The sequence below is a fragment of the Streptomyces dengpaensis genome (genome assembly GCF_002946835.1).
GTDB classification, from domain to species: domain Bacteria; phylum Actinomycetota; class Actinomycetes; order Streptomycetales; family Streptomycetaceae; genus Streptomyces; species Streptomyces dengpaensis.
Window position 1 is genome coordinate 4,801,752 of sequence record NZ_CP026652.1, and the last position, 18,324, is coordinate 4,820,075.

At 72.5% G+C, this 18,324-nt stretch carries 14 protein-coding genes; 6 read left to right on the forward strand and 8 right to left on the reverse strand.

The features are described 5' to 3' along the window. Window positions 1-30: 30 nt before the first annotated feature. Entirely contained in the window at window positions 31-2,565 is a 2,535-nt protein-coding gene (locus C4B68_RS22325; protein ID WP_099503525.1) for a helicase-associated domain-containing protein, read from the reverse strand. Between the two features lie 229 nt (window positions 2,566-2,794). On the opposite strand from C4B68_RS22325, the gene C4B68_RS22330 reads away from it, so the two are divergent. Both C4B68_RS22330 and C4B68_RS22335 read left to right on the forward strand, forming a co-directional pair. Beyond that, entirely contained in the window at window positions 2,795-3,823 is a 1,029-nt protein-coding gene (locus tag C4B68_RS22330) for a hypothetical protein (protein ID WP_099503523.1), read from the forward strand. Window positions 3,824-4,113: 290 nt separating this feature from the next. Continuing rightward, the gene (locus C4B68_RS22335) at window positions 4,114-4,734 is read left to right on the forward strand and encodes an HAD family hydrolase (protein WP_099503522.1); all 621 of its coding nucleotides are present in this window, start codon (window positions 4,114-4,116) and stop codon (window positions 4,732-4,734) included. 51 nt (window positions 4,735-4,785) lie between these two features. Here C4B68_RS22335 and C4B68_RS22340 read toward each other — a convergent pair whose 3' ends face one another. Beyond that, the gene (locus C4B68_RS22340) at window positions 4,786-5,037 is read right to left on the reverse strand and encodes a hypothetical protein (RefSeq protein WP_099503520.1); all 252 of its coding nucleotides are present in this window, start codon (window positions 5,035-5,037) and stop codon (window positions 4,786-4,788) included. Between the two features lie 197 nt (window positions 5,038-5,234). Between C4B68_RS22340 and C4B68_RS44105 the strand changes: the two genes are divergently transcribed. Further along, window positions 5,235-5,618: a cold-shock protein gene (locus C4B68_RS44105; RefSeq protein WP_099503518.1), complete on the forward strand. Its 384-nt coding sequence runs from the start codon at window positions 5,235-5,237 to the stop codon at window positions 5,616-5,618. A gap of 53 nt (window positions 5,619-5,671) precedes the next feature. On the opposite strand, the gene C4B68_RS22350 is transcribed toward C4B68_RS44105, so the two are convergent. The 4 genes from C4B68_RS22350 to C4B68_RS22365 form a co-directional block, all read right to left on the reverse strand. Further along, window positions 5,672-6,568: a 1,4-dihydroxy-6-naphtoate synthase gene (locus C4B68_RS22350; RefSeq protein WP_099503516.1), complete on the reverse strand. Its 897-nt coding sequence runs from the start codon at window positions 6,566-6,568 to the stop codon at window positions 5,672-5,674. Continuing rightward, window positions 6,552-7,469: a futalosine hydrolase gene (locus C4B68_RS22355; RefSeq protein WP_338059736.1), complete on the reverse strand. Its 918-nt coding sequence runs from the start codon at window positions 7,467-7,469 to the stop codon at window positions 6,552-6,554. The genes C4B68_RS22350 and C4B68_RS22355 overlap by 17 nt, the downstream gene beginning before the upstream one ends. Beyond that, window positions 7,439-7,933 carry a DUF2771 domain-containing protein gene (locus C4B68_RS22360; RefSeq protein WP_099503513.1) on the reverse strand — a complete coding sequence of 165 codons (495 nt, stop codon included), beginning with the start codon at window positions 7,931-7,933 and terminating at the stop codon, window positions 7,439-7,441. The genes C4B68_RS22355 and C4B68_RS22360 overlap by 31 nt, the downstream gene beginning before the upstream one ends. Before the next feature lie 133 nt (window positions 7,934-8,066). Further along, window positions 8,067-9,407 carry an MFS transporter gene (locus C4B68_RS22365; RefSeq protein ID WP_099503511.1) on the reverse strand — a complete coding sequence of 447 codons (1,341 nt, stop codon included), beginning with the start codon at window positions 9,405-9,407 and terminating at the stop codon, window positions 8,067-8,069. 596 nt (window positions 9,408-10,003) lie between these two features. On the opposite strand from C4B68_RS22365, the gene C4B68_RS22375 reads away from it, so the two are divergent. The 3 genes from C4B68_RS22375 (at window position 10,004) to C4B68_RS22385 (ending at window position 15,390) form a co-directional block, all read left to right on the forward strand. Further along, window positions 10,004-10,930, forward strand: a complete 927-nt coding sequence (locus C4B68_RS22375; RefSeq protein WP_099503509.1) for a DUF3027 domain-containing protein — start codon at window positions 10,004-10,006, stop codon at window positions 10,928-10,930. 146 nt (window positions 10,931-11,076) lie between these two features. Further along, complete coding sequence (locus C4B68_RS22380) at window positions 11,077-14,238, forward strand: sacsin N-terminal ATP-binding-like domain-containing protein (protein WP_099503507.1); 3,162 nt, start codon at window positions 11,077-11,079, stop codon at window positions 14,236-14,238. A gap of 297 nt (window positions 14,239-14,535) precedes the next feature. Then, window positions 14,536-15,390: a calcium-binding protein gene (locus C4B68_RS22385; RefSeq protein WP_099503505.1), complete on the forward strand. Its 855-nt coding sequence runs from the start codon at window positions 14,536-14,538 to the stop codon at window positions 15,388-15,390. Between the two features lie 12 nt (window positions 15,391-15,402). Here the strand turns inward: C4B68_RS22385 and C4B68_RS22390 are convergent, their stop codons facing one another. Next, window positions 15,403-17,802, reverse strand: coding sequence for an HAD-IC family P-type ATPase (locus C4B68_RS22390; protein WP_099503504.1), 2,400 nt, complete (start codon window positions 17,800-17,802; stop codon window positions 15,403-15,405). Between the two features lie 121 nt (window positions 17,803-17,923). Next, a complete protein-coding gene (locus C4B68_RS22395) occupies window positions 17,924-18,223 on the reverse strand; it encodes a DUF2530 domain-containing protein (protein ID WP_099503502.1) in 300 nt (99 codons plus the stop codon). Between the last annotated feature and the right edge of the window lie 101 nt (window positions 18,224-18,324).

The following is an 18,324-nucleotide window of genomic DNA, read 5'->3' on the forward strand; positions in this document are numbered from 1 at the left end:
AAACGTCCAGTGTGCCTCAAGAAGCGGTGATCATGACTGGTCGTCCGCCAGCTCCGCCACGCCCGTCACCCGGTGCAACGGATACGTACGGACCTCGTCCGCGGTGTGGTCGTACGCCGTGACGAAGCCGCCCTCGACACGGATGGGGGCGATGACGCGCTGGGTGGCGGTGCCCTCGGCGTTGACGTACCCGATCCACAGGGACTCGCCGGTGAGGACGGCGGTCTGCATGGTGGCGAGGGTCTCGGCGGAGGTGGTGCGCGGGAGGTCGCCGTTGGCGGAGGGGGCGGTCGGTTTGCGGGGGGTCGTGGAGGCCAGGTCGCCGGCGCGGATGGCGTGGATCGCGGCGCCGAGGAGGGTGGCGTCGGGGACCGGGGGGCCGTCCGGGACGGGTTCGGGGGCGCTGCGGGGCGGCGTGCGGTGGGCGTGGGCGCGGGTGATCAGGACGTCGCCCTCCGCGCTTTCGGCGGCGGGTGCGAAGCCCATGGCGCGCAGGCCTTCGAGGAGGGTCGCCGGGTCGGCCTGGGCGGCCAGCACGGTGGGGGCCAGTCGGCGGAGCCGGAGGCCTTGCGAGCGCTTGTCGGCGAGGATCTCGTTCAGCAGCGCATCGTCGTCGCAGCGGACGTACGCCGATGCCGCGCCGATGCGCAGGTGGCCGTGTCGGCGGGCCACGTCGTCGATCAGGTACGCGAGCGGCTGCGGGACCGGCGTGCGGGAGTGGGCGGTGAGGAACGCGTGCAGGTCCGAGGCCGAGCGGCCCGCGTCGAGCGCACGTCGTACCGAACCGGGCGTGAAGCGGTAGACCGTCGCCCCGCCCTTCGACTCCACGTCCGCGAGGACGCCGAGCGTGTCGGCCAGGGGGCGCTCCAGAGGGCCCGGCGCCACCGCGGTCAGGTCCGCCTGGAGGAGGACGTGGTCCAGCGGCTCCGGGAGGAGCGGGGCCAGGAGGCGGGCTGCCTGGGCGGCGGCCGCGGCCTGCTCGGCGGGGGAGCGCGCGGCCTCGGGGACGGGGTGGTGCCGATGGTGGACGGGGAGCTTGTCGCCGGGCCCCGCGGACGCGGCGTCCTGGGCGGTCGCGGCCGCCGGCGGGAAGCCCAGCAGCGCCCGGCCCTGCGCGGACAGCGCACCACGGCCCGTGATCCCCAGCAGCTCCGCCTCGGACAGGGTCCACCGGGCCAGGCGGCTGCGCAGGTCGTCCGTGGCGGGCTGGGCGCCTCGCAGGGGGCGCTCCCAGTGGAGGCGGGCCAGGAGCGAGTCCGGGGTGGCGGAGGCGCCCTCGGGGAGTGCGGCGAGGAGGGCGAGGACCCGGTGGCGGACCTCGGGGGCCGCGGAACGGTCCAGGCCCGGGCCCAGCGCCGCGAGCGTACGGTCCTTGGCGTCACGGCCGCCGACCAGGCCCGCCGTGCGCGTCGCGGCCAGCCACGCCGAGGCGAGCCACGTCCAGCGCTCGGCGGCGGGCAGCTCCAGCCACTCGTCGTACACGGGCGTCGCCGCGTACCGCTCGTCGGCCTCGCCGTCCGCAGCCAACAGGCCCGCCGCGTAGGCGAGTTCCACCCAGAACGCGGCCACCGGCTCCGCCGCGTCCAGCGCCACCGCCGTCCGCTTCAGATCCCGCACGCTCAGCCCGCCCGCGCGCAACATGGCCGGACCGCCCTCGTGCCAGTCCTTGAGCAGCTCCTCGATCGTCGCCAGAGCCGTGTACGCCTGGCCGGCCGCCGCGGCGTCCACAACCTGTGGACGGTGCGTCGCCGCAGGCTCGACCGCCGGCGGCACCGGCTCCGTCGCCCGGTGCGCGCGGCCCGCCCGCAGATGCAGGGCGACCTCCCGCGGCAGTACGACCGTGCCGGGCGCCGTCGGCAGCAGCAGCCCGCGGTCGATCAGCCACCGCAGATGGCGCGCCGGGTCGGCCGTCACCTGGCCGTACGGCGGCCCCCACACCAGCCGGGACAGCACGTCCAGCGACTCGGCGGGGGCGCCTGCGAGGAGTGCCGCCATCGCCTTACGGTCCGTGAAGCACCCGGTGAGGGACGCCACGGCCGATACCGAGTCGTGCGTCGTCGGCAGGCCGGCGGCGGTCACGATCTCCTGGATACGGCCCGGGGACATGCCCGCCGTGGCCTCCGCGACCGTCGGTCCCAGGCCCGTCGGGGACGGGTGCTGCGCGGACGGCGCGAGCAGCTCCCGTGCGGTGCGCACCAGGCGGAGGCGGTCGTCGGGGCCCCAGACGAGCGCCTGCTCGCGGAGCGTTCCGAGCGCGCGCGGGAACGCCGCCGTGACCGCCGGGTCGCCCTCGTCTCCCGCCATCAGGCCGAGCAGTTCGTCGTACGTCGCCGGGTCCGGCGCCACGGCCAGGGCCTCCGCCGTCTGCAGGGCGAAGCGGTCCAGGCGCTCCAGGGCGCGTACGACCGAGGCGCGGGTGCCCGCACGGGTGGCCAGCTGGGTGAGGTCCGTGGGAACGGGGGTGATCAGGTCCGGGCGGGAACGAAGCAGCGCGGACAGTGAGGCGTCGTCCCGCGCGCGGAGGGCTTCCGCCAGGGAACGCGGAGCCGCGGTCTCGGTGCTCATCCTGTCAACGGTAGCGGGTTCTTCCGTCCGTCCGGCGCTTGAGGGGTTCAGCCCGTCCGGCGTTTGAGGACGAGCGCGAAGCGCGACAAGGGGGGTCTGGCGGGCGCTGCATCAATCAGCGGCTGCGCCGCGGGCCCCAGGTACGGGACGGGCAGGGGCGGAGGGGGCGAAAAACCCGGTACCTTCGTCACCACGGGGTATCCAACGCACCGGCCCCGGAGGGGACTTCGTGGGGATTGAGAGCGACCAGCTCGTCTTCGACTACCTGAGCCGCGTCGGCGACCTGGCCCAGCAGCGCCAGCTGCCGTCCGCGACACGGATGCGCCTGGTGTCGGAGCTGCGCAACGAGATCGACCGGCGCCGAGCGAAGACGGCCGTCGACAGCCCTGCGGCCGTCCGCCGCATCCTCGCCCGCCTCGGCACCCCCGACGAGATCGTCGCGGCCGCGGGCCGGGGCGGCGGCGACGCCGGGCCCGGGCCCGGTCCGGAGACCAGGGCCGCCGTGCCCGCCCAGCGCGCCACCGAACCGGAGGCCCGCCCCAAGGGCCTGCGCCGCGTCGTCCCGAGACCCCGCCCCGCGGAGCCGGAACCCACCGAGCACGCCGACGCCCCGTCCCCGCCGCACCTCGCGAGCGCCGCCGAGCTGGGCGACAGCGCCACGCAGCCGGACTGGTGGCGCGTGGACAGCAGCCCGCTCGATGTCGGGGACAGCGTGCCGGGGTTCACCGGAGGCATCGAGATCCCCGAGCTCCTCAAGCCGCCGCCGCAGGAGGGGCCCGAGAAGCCCGGGAAGCCCGACGAGGGAGCGAAGCCGCCGAAGGACGCCGTACCGGCGAAGGCGAAGAGCAAGACGAAGACGAAGGAGCCGGAGGCCGAGGCGGGCGTCGAGCGGGCCCAACGCCGGCGCTTCCCCAGCCGCAGCGACTGGCACAACCCCCTCCTCCTGCTCGCCGCCGCACTCCTCGTCGCGGGCGCAGCCCTCGGCAACTGGTTCGCCCTCATCCTCGGGTGGCTCATCGCCTACGGCTCCCGTCGGCTGACCCCCGCCGAGTCGAAGTGGGCGGTCCTCGTCCTGCCGGGCCTCGCCGCCACGTCCGGCATCGTCTGGCTGTGGGGCCGCACAAACGGCCGCTGGGGCGCCCCCATCCCCCAGGGCCACATGAACGACGCCCTCGCCGAAACCTGGCCCTGGGTCGTCCGAGCCGCGGCGGTGGCCTCCGCCCTGTACCTGGTGTGGCGCTCACAGAGACAGCGGTAGCCGGGGCAGGCGGGTGGCAGCGCTCCGGGCGACGGCCCGCCCGGTGGGCAGGTCCGCGGGCGGCAGACCGTGCCACGGGTGGCAAGCGCCCCGGGCGGCGGTACGGGTAGCAAGGGCGCGGGCGACAGGGCGCGGGTGACGGACCGCGGCGGCATGGTCACGGGTGACGGACCGCAGTGGCAATGTCACGGGTGGCGGGCCACGCAGTAGGGAGGTCACGCGGGGCGTCAGGCCGCACGGGTGGAAGGTCACATGGGTGCCGGGCCTGGCTGGGGGAGCTGCTGGGCACAATGGCCCATATGACTTCGCACGCGCTCACCGTCGGCTTCGACCTCGACATGACCCTCATCGACTCCCGCCCCGGCATTCGCGCCTGCTACCAGGCGCTTTCCGAGCGGACGGGGACGTACATCGACGCCGACCTGGCGATCACGCGCCTTGGCCCGCCGCTCGAGGAGGAGCTGATCAACTGGTTCCCGGCAGACCAGGTCGAGGCCGTGGGCGATCTCTACCGCGAGATGTACCCGACGATCGCCATCGCCGCGACGCCCGCGATGCCCGGCGCCCGCGAGGCGATAGCGGCCGTCCAGGCGGCCGGCGGGCGCGCGATCGTCGTCACCGCCAAGTTCGAGCCGAACGCCAAGCTCCACCTGGAGTACCTGCGCATCGACGCAGACGCGGTCATCGGCGACCTGTGGGCCGAGCAGAAGGCGGTGGCGCTGCGCGAGCACGGCGCGAGCGTGTACGTCGGCGACCACACCGGCGACGTACGCGGCGCCCGTACGGCGGAGGCGTACTCCGTCGCCGTGGCCACCGGGCCGTGCGACGCCGAGGAACTGCGCGCGGCGGGCGCGCATGTCGTCCTCGCCGATCTCACGGAGTTCCCGGCATGGCTGGAGAGCTACCGGTAGCCCGCGAGGGGCCGCTCGCCGGATCCGCGTCGGGACCGCGTCCGATCCGCGTCAGGACCGCGCGGCGCGCGCCCGGCGGCGGCCCTCCGCGATCGACTGGAGCACTCCGGCTCCGGCCAACAGGAATCCGACACCCATGAGCATGCTCAAGCCGAACATGTAGGTCGGAAAGGGAGTCGTTCCGAGCAGCAGTGGTGCCACGGTGACCAGAGTGGCCACGGCTCCGACGAAGAACACGATGACACCGGCACGGATCAGCCGGTCACCGGCTTCCGTGGAATTCGCTTGGGTTTTGTCACGCACCGGACCAGGGTAGTTCCCAGCGCGGAGGAACAATCCAGCGACGTCTTGTCACCAGCCGCCGGACCATTAGCCTTGGTACCGGCGGGTCCCGACGACCCGCTGTAGTGCTATCCAGAGCCGTTTTACGGGCAGTTGCCAGGCAACCGCCCGAGCAGTTTTCAGAGCAGTTTCCGACGAGTACGAGGACGAGGACAGACGTGCCTACCGGCAAGGTCAAGTGGTTCAACAGCGAGAAGGGCTTCGGCTTTCTCTCCCGCGACGACGGCGGTGATGTCTTCGTTCATTCCTCGGTCCTGCCCGCCGGAGTCGACGCCCTCAAGCCAGGGCAGCGCGTGGAGTTCGGCGTTGTCGCCGGTCAGCGCGGCGACCAGGCGCTTTCGGTGACTCTCCTGGACCCGACGCCCTCCGTCGCGGCCGCGCAGCGCCGCAAGCCGGACGAACTGGCCTCTATCGTCCAGGACCTGACGACCCTCCTCGAGAACATCACGCCGATGCTGGAGAAGGGCCGTTACCCCGACAAGGCCTCCGGCAAGAAGATCGCGGGCCTGCTGCGAGCGGTCGCCGACCAGCTCGACGTATAGCCTGTATCCGCCGATCCAGACGTTTGGCCCGTATCCAGACGTATGGCTCGTATCTAGGGGAAGTTCAGCGCGTCCGGGCCGAGGGGCGGAACCAGCCCTTCGGCCGCCGCGCGGGTGAGCAGCCCCCGGATCGCCGCGTAGCCGTCGTCGCCGAGGTCCGCCGTGAACTCGTTGACGTACAGGCCGATGTGCTGGTCGGCGACCTTCGGGTCCATCTCCTGGGCGTGTTCCAGGACGTACGGACGGGAGGCCTCGGGATCGTCCCAGGCGGCCCGTACCGAGGCGCGGGCCGACTCGGCGAGCAGCTTCAGCGTGTCCTCGCCCAGCGAGCGCTTGGCGATGATCGCGCCCAGCGGGATGGGCAGCCCGGTCGTCCGCTCCCAGTGTTCACCCATGTCGGCGAGCTTGTGCAGCCCGTAGTTCTGGTACGTGAAGCGCGCCTCGTGGATGACGAGTCCCGCGTCGACCTCCCCGTCCCGCACGGCCGGCATGATCTCGTGGAACGGCATGACCACGATCTCGTCGACCCGGCCCGCGAGCGTGTCCGCGGCCCACAGCCGGAAGAGCAGGTACGCCGTCGACCGCTCGCTCGGCACGGCGACCCTGCGCCCGGTGAGGTCCGCGCCGGCCATGGGGGTCCCCCCCGAGCGAAGCCGAGAGTGGGGGAGGGTGAGGACCAGCGGGCCGCAGCCCCGCCCCAGCGCGCCGCCGCAGGGCAGCAGCGCGTACTCGTCGAGGACGTACGGCAGCACGGCGTACGACACCTTCAGCACATCGAACTCGCCGCGCTCGGCCATGCCGTTGGTGATGTCGATGTCCGCGAAGGTGACGTCGAGCGCGGGCGCGCCGGGCACCCGGCCGTGGACCCAGGCGTCGAAGACGAAGGTGTCGTTGGGGCAGGGCGAGTACGCGATCTGCAGGGGCTCAGCGGGCTCAGTGCGTGCGGTCATGTGGGTTCCAACTCTCCAGGACGGGTGCGAGCTTCCCGAAACCCTCGGTGAGAGCCGCGAGAGCGTCGCCGATGCGCCATGCGGCGCGGTCGCGCGGGCCGACGGGGTTGGAGACCGCGCGGAGCTCGAGGACGGGCACCCCATGAGCCGCGGCCGCCTCGGCGACCCCGAACCCCTCCATCGCCTCGGCGAGGGCACGGGGGTGACGTGCGCGCAGCTCGGCGGCGCGGGCGGCGGTGCCGGTCACGGTGGAGACGGTGAGGACCGTGCCGGTGCGTCCACCCGTGGCCGCCGCGACCTCTCGTACGAGTGATTCCGGTGGACGGTGACTGACGGCCCCGAAGCCGAGCTCGGTGACCGGCACGAACCCCTCCGCGGTGTCCGCGCCCAGATCCGCCACGACGATCTCGTCCGCGACGACGAGCGACCCGACGGCGGCGTCCGGCTGAAAACCGCCACCGATCCCGGCCGAGACGACGAGGTCGTACGGGTCCCCCGCGAGGGCGGCAGCCGTGAGGGCGGTGGCGGTGGAAGCGGCGGCATGGGCAGGCCCGACGCCGGCGACGAGAAGATCGAGGGTCCCGGCGGTTTCCGCTGTGGCCAATCGTCCCGCAGGGCGATGGGGGTCCCCCCGCTCATGGGGGTCCCCCCGCTCGAGCGAAGCCGAGAGTGGGGGAGAAGCCGAGAGTGGGGGAGGGTGGGCACAGCCTGCAGCGCCGGGTGCCGATGTAGCGGGGCGCAGGGGCAGCCGCCCCAGGGCGGCCCCGGGAAGCGGCACCTCTTCAACGGGGACGGCAAACGCCCCGGCCACCGCCTCCCGCTCAAGGGAAACCGCGGTGGCCACCAGCACCCGCAGCCCAGCGGCAGCGATCAGGCGTCCTTCTTGAGCTTGAACGACCACAGGCCGGTCACCGTCTTCTCGCCCTCCTTGATGGAGACGAGCGTGGAGTCGCCACTGGCGCCGTACTGGGCGTTGAAGAACACGCTGCCCGGAATCGTGCGGTACGTCTTCTTGCTGGAGTCGGTCAGCGGCTGACCGTTCATCAGGATCGTCCAGCCCTCGTCCGCGATCGCCGGGTCGACGCCGAACCGCACGGTCTCGTCGGGGTCGACCTTGATGGACTCGATGTCCTTGGACTTCAGGCACTTGGCCAGATCCGCGGCCTTCACCTCCTCGCCGTCGTTGTAGCAGTCGGTCTCGGAGCTCACCGAGTTGTCGCCGACCGTGATGGTGGCCACCGGCGTCGGCTTGTCACAGGCGGACAGGACGAGAAGTCCGGCGGAAACGGCGCCGAGAGCGGCGACGGCGCGACGGCGGCGCCCGCTGAATCCATTAGCGGCTCTGCCGCGGGGCAGGGAGGTCATGGTCGAAGGCTATCGGGCGTGTCCAGCACATCCCCCACGTGGGGTACGGCGTGCCGTACCCGACCCCGCGTCGGCCGTGCGGCGGCGCGGGCGGTCCCCGACGGCCGGGCGGGCGGGAGTTCGACGGCAGGACCTACGCCACCCGCTGCCGGACGTGCCCTCCGTGCCGGGCCGTGCTGAGCAGCCCCCGTACGGTCGTCAGCCACCCCGCGGCGACGATCGCGGCGGCCACGGACAGTCCGAGCGTGCCGTTGAGCGGCAGCACGATGCCGATGGCGCCGCCGAGGACCCAGGCCACCTGCAGCAGCGTCTCGGAACGGGCGAAGGCGGACGTACGGACGAGTTCGGGGACGTCCCGCTGGATCAGCGCGTCCAGGGACAGCTTGGCGAGGGCCTGCGCGAACCCGGCGACGGCCGCCAGGCAGGCCACGAGGAACGCGCCGAAGAACAACGCCGCCGTGATCGCGGCCCCAAGCACGAACGCCACCACCGTCACGATGATGAGCTCGGGAGCGCGCGATTTCAGCCACGCTCCGACCGCCGTACCGAGCGCGTTGCCCGCGCCCGCAGCGACGGCCACTATCCCGAGCGAGACCGCCGCGCTCTCGCCGGCGAGCGGGTGCTCGCGCAGCAGGAAGGCGAGGAAGAAGATCAGGAACCCGGAGAGGCAGCGCAGGGAGGCGTTGGCGGCGAGCGCGTGGGTGACGGCCGTACCGACCGTACGCAGCCCCGGGCGCGGCACCTTCTTGTGCGGCCCGTGCAGGTGCTCCGCGTCGGCGGCGAGCAGCGCCTTGTCCTCGCCCTTGGCCGAGTCGACCTTGTGGGGGAGGGAGAAGGAGAGGAACGTACCGGCGATGAAGATCACGAAGGCGCCGTAGAGCGGGTAGCGCGGGCCGAGCGCCTGGAGTCCGGCCCCGATCGGGGCGGCGATCCCGGTGGCCAGGAGGCCGCCGAGGGTGACCCGGGAGTTCGCCTTCACCAGGGAGAACCCGGGGGGCAGGAGCCGTGGCACGACGGCACTGCGGACGACGCCGTACGCCTTCGAGGCGACCAGGACGCCCAGTGCGGCCGGATACAGCTCGATGCTGCCGGTGACGACCGCGCCGGAGAGCAGCAGCGCGAGGAAGGCGCGGGCCAGCATTGCGCACGCCATGGCGGCGCGGCGGCCGTGGGGGAGGCGGTCGAGGAGGGGGCCGATGACGGGGGCGAGGAGCGTGAAGGGCGCCATGGTGATGACGAGGTAGAGCGCTACGCGGCCGCGGGCCTCGTCGGTGGGGACGGAGAAGAAGACCGTGGAGGCGAGGGCGACGGTGATCATGACGTCTCCGGCGCCGTTCACCGCGTGCAGTTCGATCAGCTTGCCGAGGCCTGACTCGCCCGCTCCGTGCGCGTGGGTCGCCTTGCGGATGCCGCGCGCCGTTCCCGTCACCGGAAAGTGCAGGGCACGCCCGACCGCACGGACGGAACCGCTCACCCGGCCCGATCCGCCACTCCGGCTGCCTCGCTTGGTCCCGCCCACTGCCACCCCGTCATAGTGCCCCGAGATAGGGGTGCGTAGTGGGGTTACCGCGCGTATGGGCGCGTGCGGGTCGCGGCGGGGGACGCGACCCAGAATATGGACGGCCCCTTTCCCAGCCGACCGAGACGGGCGGGCGGGTGGGCACATTCCGGCGCGGAGCGCCGGAGAGCCAGCCGCGGAGCGGCGGAAGACAGGGGCGCGGAGCGCCGAAGATGGACGCCGCGGAGCGGCGAAGAGCCGGGCGCGGAGCGCCGGAGAGCCGGCCGCGGAGCGGCAGAAGACAGCGGCGCGGAGCGCCGAAGAAGACGCCGCGGAGCGGCGAAGAGGGCCGCCGGTGTGGGCCCAGGGGCCAGGAGAAGGTAGCGTGCGTTACGCGCCTGCGGCGATTGTTCTCGGCCGCGCGCCTCTCGGCCATCCCGCAGAATGGATGGTGTAGGTGCGCCCGAGCGCGATCGGGCGCGGACGTCGACGCGGCCCACCGGTCCGCTCCGTCCGCTCCCCCGCCGAGGAATGGCGCACCCGTGAGACGGCGTAGGAGAGAAGCGATACCTGTGAGCGCAGCGACAACGCGAAGCCGCATCCCCGACCGCCTGTGCGCCGAGGCCGTCGACCTCGCGCGCTCCGCCGCCGAGGAGGCCGCCGCCCCCGGCGTCGTCGGCGAGCACGTGGGGCTGGTCTCCGAGGGGGACCGCGTTGTCACGCACTTCTTCGAGTGCAGCGAGCCGGGGTACCGGGGGTGGCGCTGGGCCGTGACCGTCGCCCGCGCCTCCCGCGCGAAGTTCGTCACGATCGACGAGACGGTGCTGCTGCCCGGGCCCGACGCGCTGCTCGCCCCCGAGTGGGTGCCGTGGAGCGAGCGGCTGCGGCCCGGCGACATGGGGCCGGGCGACCTGCTGCCCACCGACGCCGAGGATCTGCGGCTGGAGCCCGGTTTCTCCGGTGAGGACGAGCCCGCGCCGAACTCCGCGGTCTCCCACGACATGGCCGAGCTGGTGGAGGCGGAGGACGCGGAGGTCACCGCCGGGACGCCCGCGCATCTGCCGGTGGCGCCCCGGCGGGGCTCGATCGCGGCGGTGGCCGAGGAGCTGGGCCTGCGGCGGGCTCGTGTCCTGTCCCGCTACGGCCTGCATGTCGCCGCCGATCGCTGGGAGGAGTCGTACGGGGCGAAGACCGCGATGGCGCAGGCCGCGCCGGCGACGTGCGTCAGCTGTGGGTTCCTGAACCCCATCGGGGGGTCGCTCGGGCAGGCGTTCGGTGTCTGTGCCAATGAGTTCTCGCCCGCGGACGGGCATGTTGTCTCTCTCTCGTACGGGTGCGGTGGGCACTCGGAGGCTGCGGTCATGCCGAAGCCTCCGCGGCCTGCTCCGCCGGTGATCGACGAAACCCGCGTGGACCCGTTCCCCCTGCGGCCCTCCCCGGATTCCGGGTTGGTCTCGATCACCGCGGACGAGTCCTCGGCCGAGCTGGGCCACTCGTAACCCAAAGGCGTTTCTTCGCCCCCTCCGCCCCTGCCCGTCCCGTACCTGGGGCTCCGGGCGGAGGGGGCGAAAAAAGCGCGGTACCTTCGTGCGGCGGCGGTCGAGCCCGGCGTGCAGTCGCGTACCGCGAGAGGGAGAGTGACACGGTGAGCAAGTTCGTGCGGCCGGCAGCCGAGGGCGCGGACCCGTTCGGGACGGCACGCCTGCGACGCGGGGTGCTGGACGCCTGGGCGACCAGCCCGGCCCGGTTCCGCGAGGACGCGAACGCCGAAGAGGACCTGGTCCTCGGCGGCTACCGGGACCGGCTCGTCGTCGAGCTCGCCCAGAACGCCGCCGACGCCGCCGCCCGTGCGGGCGTCCCCGGCCGCCTCCGGCTCACCCTCCGCGGCGGCGTCCTCGTCGCGGCCAACACCGGCGCCCCCCTCGACGCGGCCGGCGTCGAGTCGCTCTCCACACTCCGCGCCTCCGCGAAGCGGGACTCGCACGCCACGGCCGTCGGCCGCTTCGGCGTCGGTTTCGCCGCCGTCCTCGCCGTCACCGACGAGCCCGCGGTCGTCGGCCGGCACGGCGGCGTCCGCTGGTCCCTCGCCGAGGCCCGCGAACTGGCGGCGGACACCGCCCGGCACAGCCCGGGCCTCGGGGACGAGATCCGCCGCCGCGACGGCCATGTGCCCCTGCTCCGGCTGCCGTTCGCCGCCGAGGGCACCGCCCCGGACCCGTACGACACCGTGGTGATCCTGCCCCTGCGCGACCCCGCCGCCCAGGATCTCGCCGAGCGGCTGTTGCGGAACATCGACGACGCCCTGCTGCTCGCCCTGCCCGGCCTTGACGAAGTGGTCGTCGAGACCGGCGGCGACGATGTACGAACCCTGCGCCGCCGTACCCACAAGCACAGCGTCGTCGTCGAGGACTCGCGCGAAGGCACCACCCACTACCGCACCGTCTCCCACAGCGGCCCCCTCGACCCCGCTCTCCTCGCCGACCGCCCGGTCGAGGAGCGGCTGCGTCCGCACTGGTCCGTGACCTGGGCCGTGCCCATGGACGACGACGGGGCACCCGCCCGGCCCCGTACCAGCCCCGTCGTGCACGCGCCGACCCCCAGCGACGAGCCCCTCGGCGTACCCGCCCTGCTCATCGCCTCGCTCCCGCTCGACACCACCCGGCGGCATGCCGCGCCCGGCCCGCTCACGGACTTCCTCGTGGAGCGCGCGGCGGACGCGTACGCCGAACTGCTGGCCGCCTGGCGCCCGGTGGACACCGGGATTATCGACCTCGTGCCCGGCCCGCTCGGCAAGGGCGTGCTGGACGGCGCCCTGCGGCAGGCGATCCTCGACCGGCTGCCCCGTACCGCCTTCCTGCCGCCCGCGGTCCCCCTGGACCGCGCCCCGGACGCCCCCACCGAGTGGACCGAGGGCAGTGCCGCGGAGACCCCGGCCGCCCTGCGGCCCCGCGACGCCGAGGTCGTCGAGGGCGCCGGTGCCGAGACCGTGCGCGTCCTCGCCGAGGTGCTCCCCAGCCTGCTGCCCGCCGGGCTCGAACGCCGGGTGGAGCTGCGGACGTTGGGCGTCGCCCGCGTTCCGCTGACCGAGGCCGTGGACCGGCTGGCCGGGCTCGAGAAGGACCCCACCTGGTGGCGGCGGCTGTACGACAGCCTCGCCGGGGTCGACCCGGACCGGCTCTCCGGGCTGCCCGTACCGCTCGCCGACGGGCGTACGACGATCGGGCCCCGGCAGATCCTCCTGCCCACCGCGGACGGGGCACAGGCGGCCCCCGACACCCTCGCCCGCCTCGGCCTCAAGGTCGCGCACCCGGACGCCGCCCACCCGCTCCTGGAGAAGCTGGGCGCCCTCCCGGCCACGCCCCGCGCCGTGCTCACCACCCCGCAGGTGCGGGCCGCCGTCGCCGCCTCCCTCGACGACGAGGGCGGCTGGGACGGCTGGGAGGGAGACGCCCCGGGCGCCGAGGAGCTGGCGGACACCGTGCTCGCGCTCGTCCGCGACGCCGGTCTCGAACCCGGTGACGAGCCCTGGCTCGGCGCCCTCGCCCTCACGGACGACGAGGGCGAACTCGCGCCCGCGGGTGAACTGGTGCTGCCCGGCAGCCCGTTCGCGCAGGTCATGCGCGAGAGCGAACTCGCCTACGTCGACTCCGAGCTGGCCGACCGCTGGGGCGAACAGCCGCTGGCCGCCTGTGGCGTGCTCGCCAACTTCGCCCTCGTACGCGCCACCGATGTCGTCCTCGACCCGGACGAGCTGGAGCCGCGGGACGGCGACTTCGCCGAGCCCGACGACGCAGGACTGCTCGACGCCGTCGACGTGTGGTGCGAAGACGTCCTGGACCGGTTGCCGGACTCGCCGGTGCCGCCCGTCGCCACCGAGATCGTCGCCGTACGGGACCTGGATCTGGTGGACGACGAGCGGTGGCCGCAGGCCCTCGCCCTGCTCGCGCAGCCGCCGCTGCGGGACGCGCTGACCCAGCCGGTGCGGATCCTGCTGCCGGACGGCACGCACGAGATCGTCCGTCCGTACACCGCCTGGTGGCTGCGCGGGCATCCCGTGCTCGACGGGCGGCGCCCGGCCGGACTGCGTTCCACCGGCGGCGATCCGCTGCTGCACGGCCTGTACGACGAGGCCGACGCGACCGGCTTCGACGACGAGCAGGTGCTGCGCGCGCTGGGCGTACGGACCTCCGTGGCCGCCCTCCTTGACGAGCCCGGTGGCGCCGCCGAACTGCTCGACCGGCTCGCCGACCCCGAGCGCGAGGTCTCGGGTGCCCAACTGCACGCCCTCTACGGCGCGTTGGCCGATCTCGATCCCGAGCAGGTGACCCTGCCGGACGAACTGCGGGCCGTCGTCGACGGTGAGGTGCGGGTCGTGGACGCGGCGGACGCCGTCGTCGTGGACTCGCCGGACCTGCTGCCCTTCACCGGCGGGGTGCCGCTGCTTCCCGTACGGCCGTCGCGTGCCGCCGATCTCGCCGAGCTGTTCCAGGTGCGGCGGCTGAGTGAGTCGGTGACCGGGAAGGTCGACTCGGAGGGCACGGAGCACGACGTACCGGAGTCGGTGCGGGTGCTGCTCGGGCCCTCGACCCCCACCTCGTACGTCGAGCACGAGGAACTCGTCGTCGAGGGCATCGAGATCGACTGGCGGCGCACCCGGGACGGGGTGCTGCACGCCGCCACCCTGGAGGGTGTCGCGGCCGGGCTCGCCTGGGCGGCCGGTCAGTGGCCGCGCCGCTTCGAGGTCGCCGCACTGCTGGAGGACCCGTCCCGCACGGAGGAACTGGCTCGGGACCGCTGGTTCGACTGAGAGCCTGTGTGCAAAGCCCCGTCCGGATCAGGCGCCTCGGGCCCGGGCGCGGGTTTGTACACAGGCTCTGAGGTGCAAGGGTGATGGGTTGGGGCCGTACGGGGTGATCTCCGTGCGGCCCCGGACCGTTCGGGGCCAGTCGATGTGATCTACGTCATGCGCCCACAAAATCTACCCGGGCCGTACAACCATCCCCGTGCCTCACAGATCTGATCACGTGAGTCAACAGACTCCACGATCACTTGGGCCCCGCGTGAAGACGACACGGGCGGGCCCCTTTCTCCACTTGGGGATTGCATGCGTATTCGAGCCACCGTGGCCGCCGTCTCCGGCGCCCTGGCCCTCTCCGCTTTCGTCGCTCCGGTGGCACAGGCCGCCGACGCCCCGGCCTTCGACAAGCCGGCCGCCTCGTCCGTCTTCGGCGCGCACGCGAAGTCGGCGTTCGCCGCTTCGGCCGAGTCGGCCGAGCCGACGGTCTCGAACGTCACCATCAACGGTGGCAAGGAGCTCGTCATGGGCACCGCGACCGTGAAGACGATCACGGTCTCGCTCACCGCCACGCACGCCTCCGGCATCGAGGACGCGTACATCGACCTGTGGCACGGCGCCGACCTCGACCACATCGACGGTTACCTCGGCCCGAACGAGTACCCGGCGACCTGCACGGCCTCCAGCGCCACCACGTCCAGCTGCAAGCTGACCATCACCGTCGACCCGCAGCTCGACCTGTACAAGAACACCCTCTCGGGTGCCTGGCACGTCACGGCCGCCGCCCTCGCCAAGGACGGCAGCATCTACGGCAACGACTTCTACAAGAACCACTACATCAAGCGTTACTCCAAGATGACGGTGAACGCCTCCCCGGAGCCGGTCGCCAAGGGCAAGACCCTGACCGTCACCGGCAAGCTCACCCGCGCCAACTGGGAGACCGGCACCTACACGGGCTACGGCACCCAGAAGGTCAACCTGCAGTTCCGCAAGGCGGGCACCAGCACGTACACCACCCTCAAGACGGTCTACGCCGACTCGACCGGCTACGTGAAGACCACCACCACCTCCACCAACTACGACGGCTACTGGCGCCTGAACTACGCCGGCAGCGCCACCACCTCGGCGGTCTCCGCCACCGGTGACTACGTCGACGTGCAGTAACCCGTAGCGAAGCTACGCGGGGAAGCGGCGGTCGACCCACCTCCACAGGAACTCCAGGGCGGCCGCCGCCACCGCGGCGATACCGACCGCGATCCACGGCATCGCCGTGCCGACCAGCTTCAGCGCGAAGAAGCTCTGCAACCCGGGCACCACGAGCACCAGCAGGAACCCCGCGCCCATCGCGGCGACGAGGCCCACCCGCCACCAGGTGTACGGCCGGGCGATGATCGCGAGCACCCACATCGCGATCAGGAAGAGCGTCAGCGTCGCGACGCTCGTCTCCGCGTCCAACGCGCCCTCGCCCGTGTAGTAATGACGGGCAATCAGATACGTCGCGAACGTGGCCGTCGCGGCGACGACTCCGCCCGGGATCGAGTACCGCATCACCCGCCGTACGAAGTGGGGTCTCGCGCGCTCCTTGTTGGGGGCGAGCGCGAGGAAGAACGCCGGGACGCCGATGGTCAGGGTCGACAGCAGGGTCAAGTGGCGGGGCAGGAAGGGGTATTCGACCTGCCAGCACACCACCAGGATGGCCAGCAGCACCGAGTAGACCGTCTTCACCAGGAAGAGGGTCGCGACCCGGGTGATGTTGCCGATGACCCTGCGGCCCTCCGCGACCACCGAGGGCAGCGTCGTGAAGCTGTTGTTGAGGAGGACGATCTGGGCCACCGCCCGCGTCGCCTCCGAACCCGAGCCCATGGACACGCCGATGTCGGCGTCCTTGAGGGCCAGTACGTCGTTCACACCGTCGCCGGTCATCGCGACCGTGTGCCCGCGTGACTGCAGAGCGCCCACCATGTCCCGCTTCTGCTGCGGGGTGACCCGCCCGAACACCGTTCCCTTGTCCAGCGACTTCGCCATCTCCTCCGTCTCGTCGGGGAGGTGGCGCGCGTCCACGACCGAGCCGGTGAGCCCGAGCTTTTCGGCCACCGCGCCCACCGACACCGCGTTGTCGCCGGAGATGACCTTGGCCCTGACGTCCTGGTCCGCGAAGTAGCGCAGGGTGTCCGCCGCGTCCGGGCGCAGCCGCTGCTCCAGGACGACCAGCGCGCTGGGCCGGGCGCCCTCCTTCACCTTGGGGTCGTCGAGGTCCTTGGCGGCCCGGGCGAGCAGCAGCACCCGCAGCCCCGCCTCGTTCAGCCGCTCGGTCTGGGCGAGCGCCGGGGCCCCGGCGGGCAGCAGGACGTCGGGGGCGCCGAGCAGCCACGTACTCGACTCGCCGTTGCCCTCGCTGAAGGACGCCCCGCTGTACTTGCGGGCGGAGGAAAACGGCAGCGATTCGGTGCAGCGCCACTCCTCGCTGTCCGGGTAGGCGGCGATGACCGCCTGGAGGGAGGCGTTCGGCCGCGGGTCCGACTCACCGAGCGCGCCGAGGACCTTGCGTACGTACGACTCGTCGGCGCCCTGGAGCGGCCGCAGCTCGGTGACGTCCATGCCGCCCTCGGTGAGCGTGCCGGTCTTGTCGAGGCAGACGGTGTCGACGCGGGCGAGCCCCTCGATGGCGGGAAGTTCCTGCACGAGGCACTGTTTCCGGCCAAGTCGGATGACGCCGATCGCGAAGGCCACCGACGTCAGCAGCACCAGCCCCTCCGGGACCATCGGCACGATCCCGCCGACGGTCCGCGCGATCGAGTCCTTGAAGCCGTGCTCCTTGACCACCAGCTGGCTGACGATCAGGCCGATCGCCGTCGGGACCATCATCCAGGTCACGTACTTGAGGATCGTGGAGATACCGGACCGCAGCTCGGAGTGGACCAGCGTGAACCGTGACGCCTCCTCGGCGAGCTGCGCCGCGTACGCCTCCCGCCCCACCTTCGTCGCCGTGAAGGCGCCTCCGCCCGCGACCACGAAGCTGCCCGACATCACCGTTTCGCCCGCCTGCTTGACCACCGGGTCGGCCTCACCGGTGAGCAGCGACTCGTCGATCTCCAGGCTGTCGGCCTCGACGCAGGTGCCGTCGACGACGATCTTGTCCCCTGGCCCGATCTCGATCAGGTCCCCGAGCACGATCTCCGACGTACTGACGGCGGCGGCGACTCCGTCCCTGCGTACGGTCGGTTTCGCCTCGCCGATCACCGCGAGCGAGTCCAGGGTCTGTTTCGCCCGCCACTCCTGGATGATGCCGATCCCGGTGTTGGCGATGATCACGTACCCGAAGAGACTGTCCTGGAACGGCGCCACGATCAGCATGATCAGCCAGAGCACGCCGATGATCGCGTTGAACCGGGTGAAGACGTTGGCGCGGATGATCTCGCCCAGGGAGCGGCTGCTGCGCACGGGGACGTCGTTCACCTCGCCGCGCGCGACCCGTTCTGCCACCTCGGCGGCGGACAACCCCTGTGCCCGCCGGGAGGGGGGTATGGGCACGGGGTGAACGGGATCGAGTTCGGCGCCCGCGTCGATGTGCGTCATGCATTCGACGGTACGTGCGGATATACGGCTTCACCCGTTGAGTGCCCGAAAGATCCGACCAGGGGAGGACGGGGGCGGCGGGGAGTGATGCCGTGGTTGTAGGTGCTCCTAGGGGAGGCGGTTACTCCGCGGCAGCGGCCGACTGTTCGGTGCCGGAGCCGGAGTGGGTGCCGGTGTCGGCGGCGGCTCGCTTGAGGGCGGCGGCTCGCTTGCGGACGTACCAGATGCCGATCAGGCCGAGGCCCGCGCCGGCCAGGCACGTCCACACCCACCAGAGGTGCCCGTGGTCGTCGAACCAGCCATAGAACGGCAGTTGCACCAGGAAGAGGACGAACCAGAGGATCGTGCCGCCCGTGATGGTGGCGACGACGGGGCCCTCCAGGGGCTCCGGCGCCTCGTGCTTGGGGGTCCACTTCGCCATGTGCACAGCTTACGAGGCCCTGGACCGGGTCTGATCCGGCCCCACCCGTGGCCTTGTATGCCAACGGTCTACGCGCGGTATGCCAACGGTCTACGCGCGAA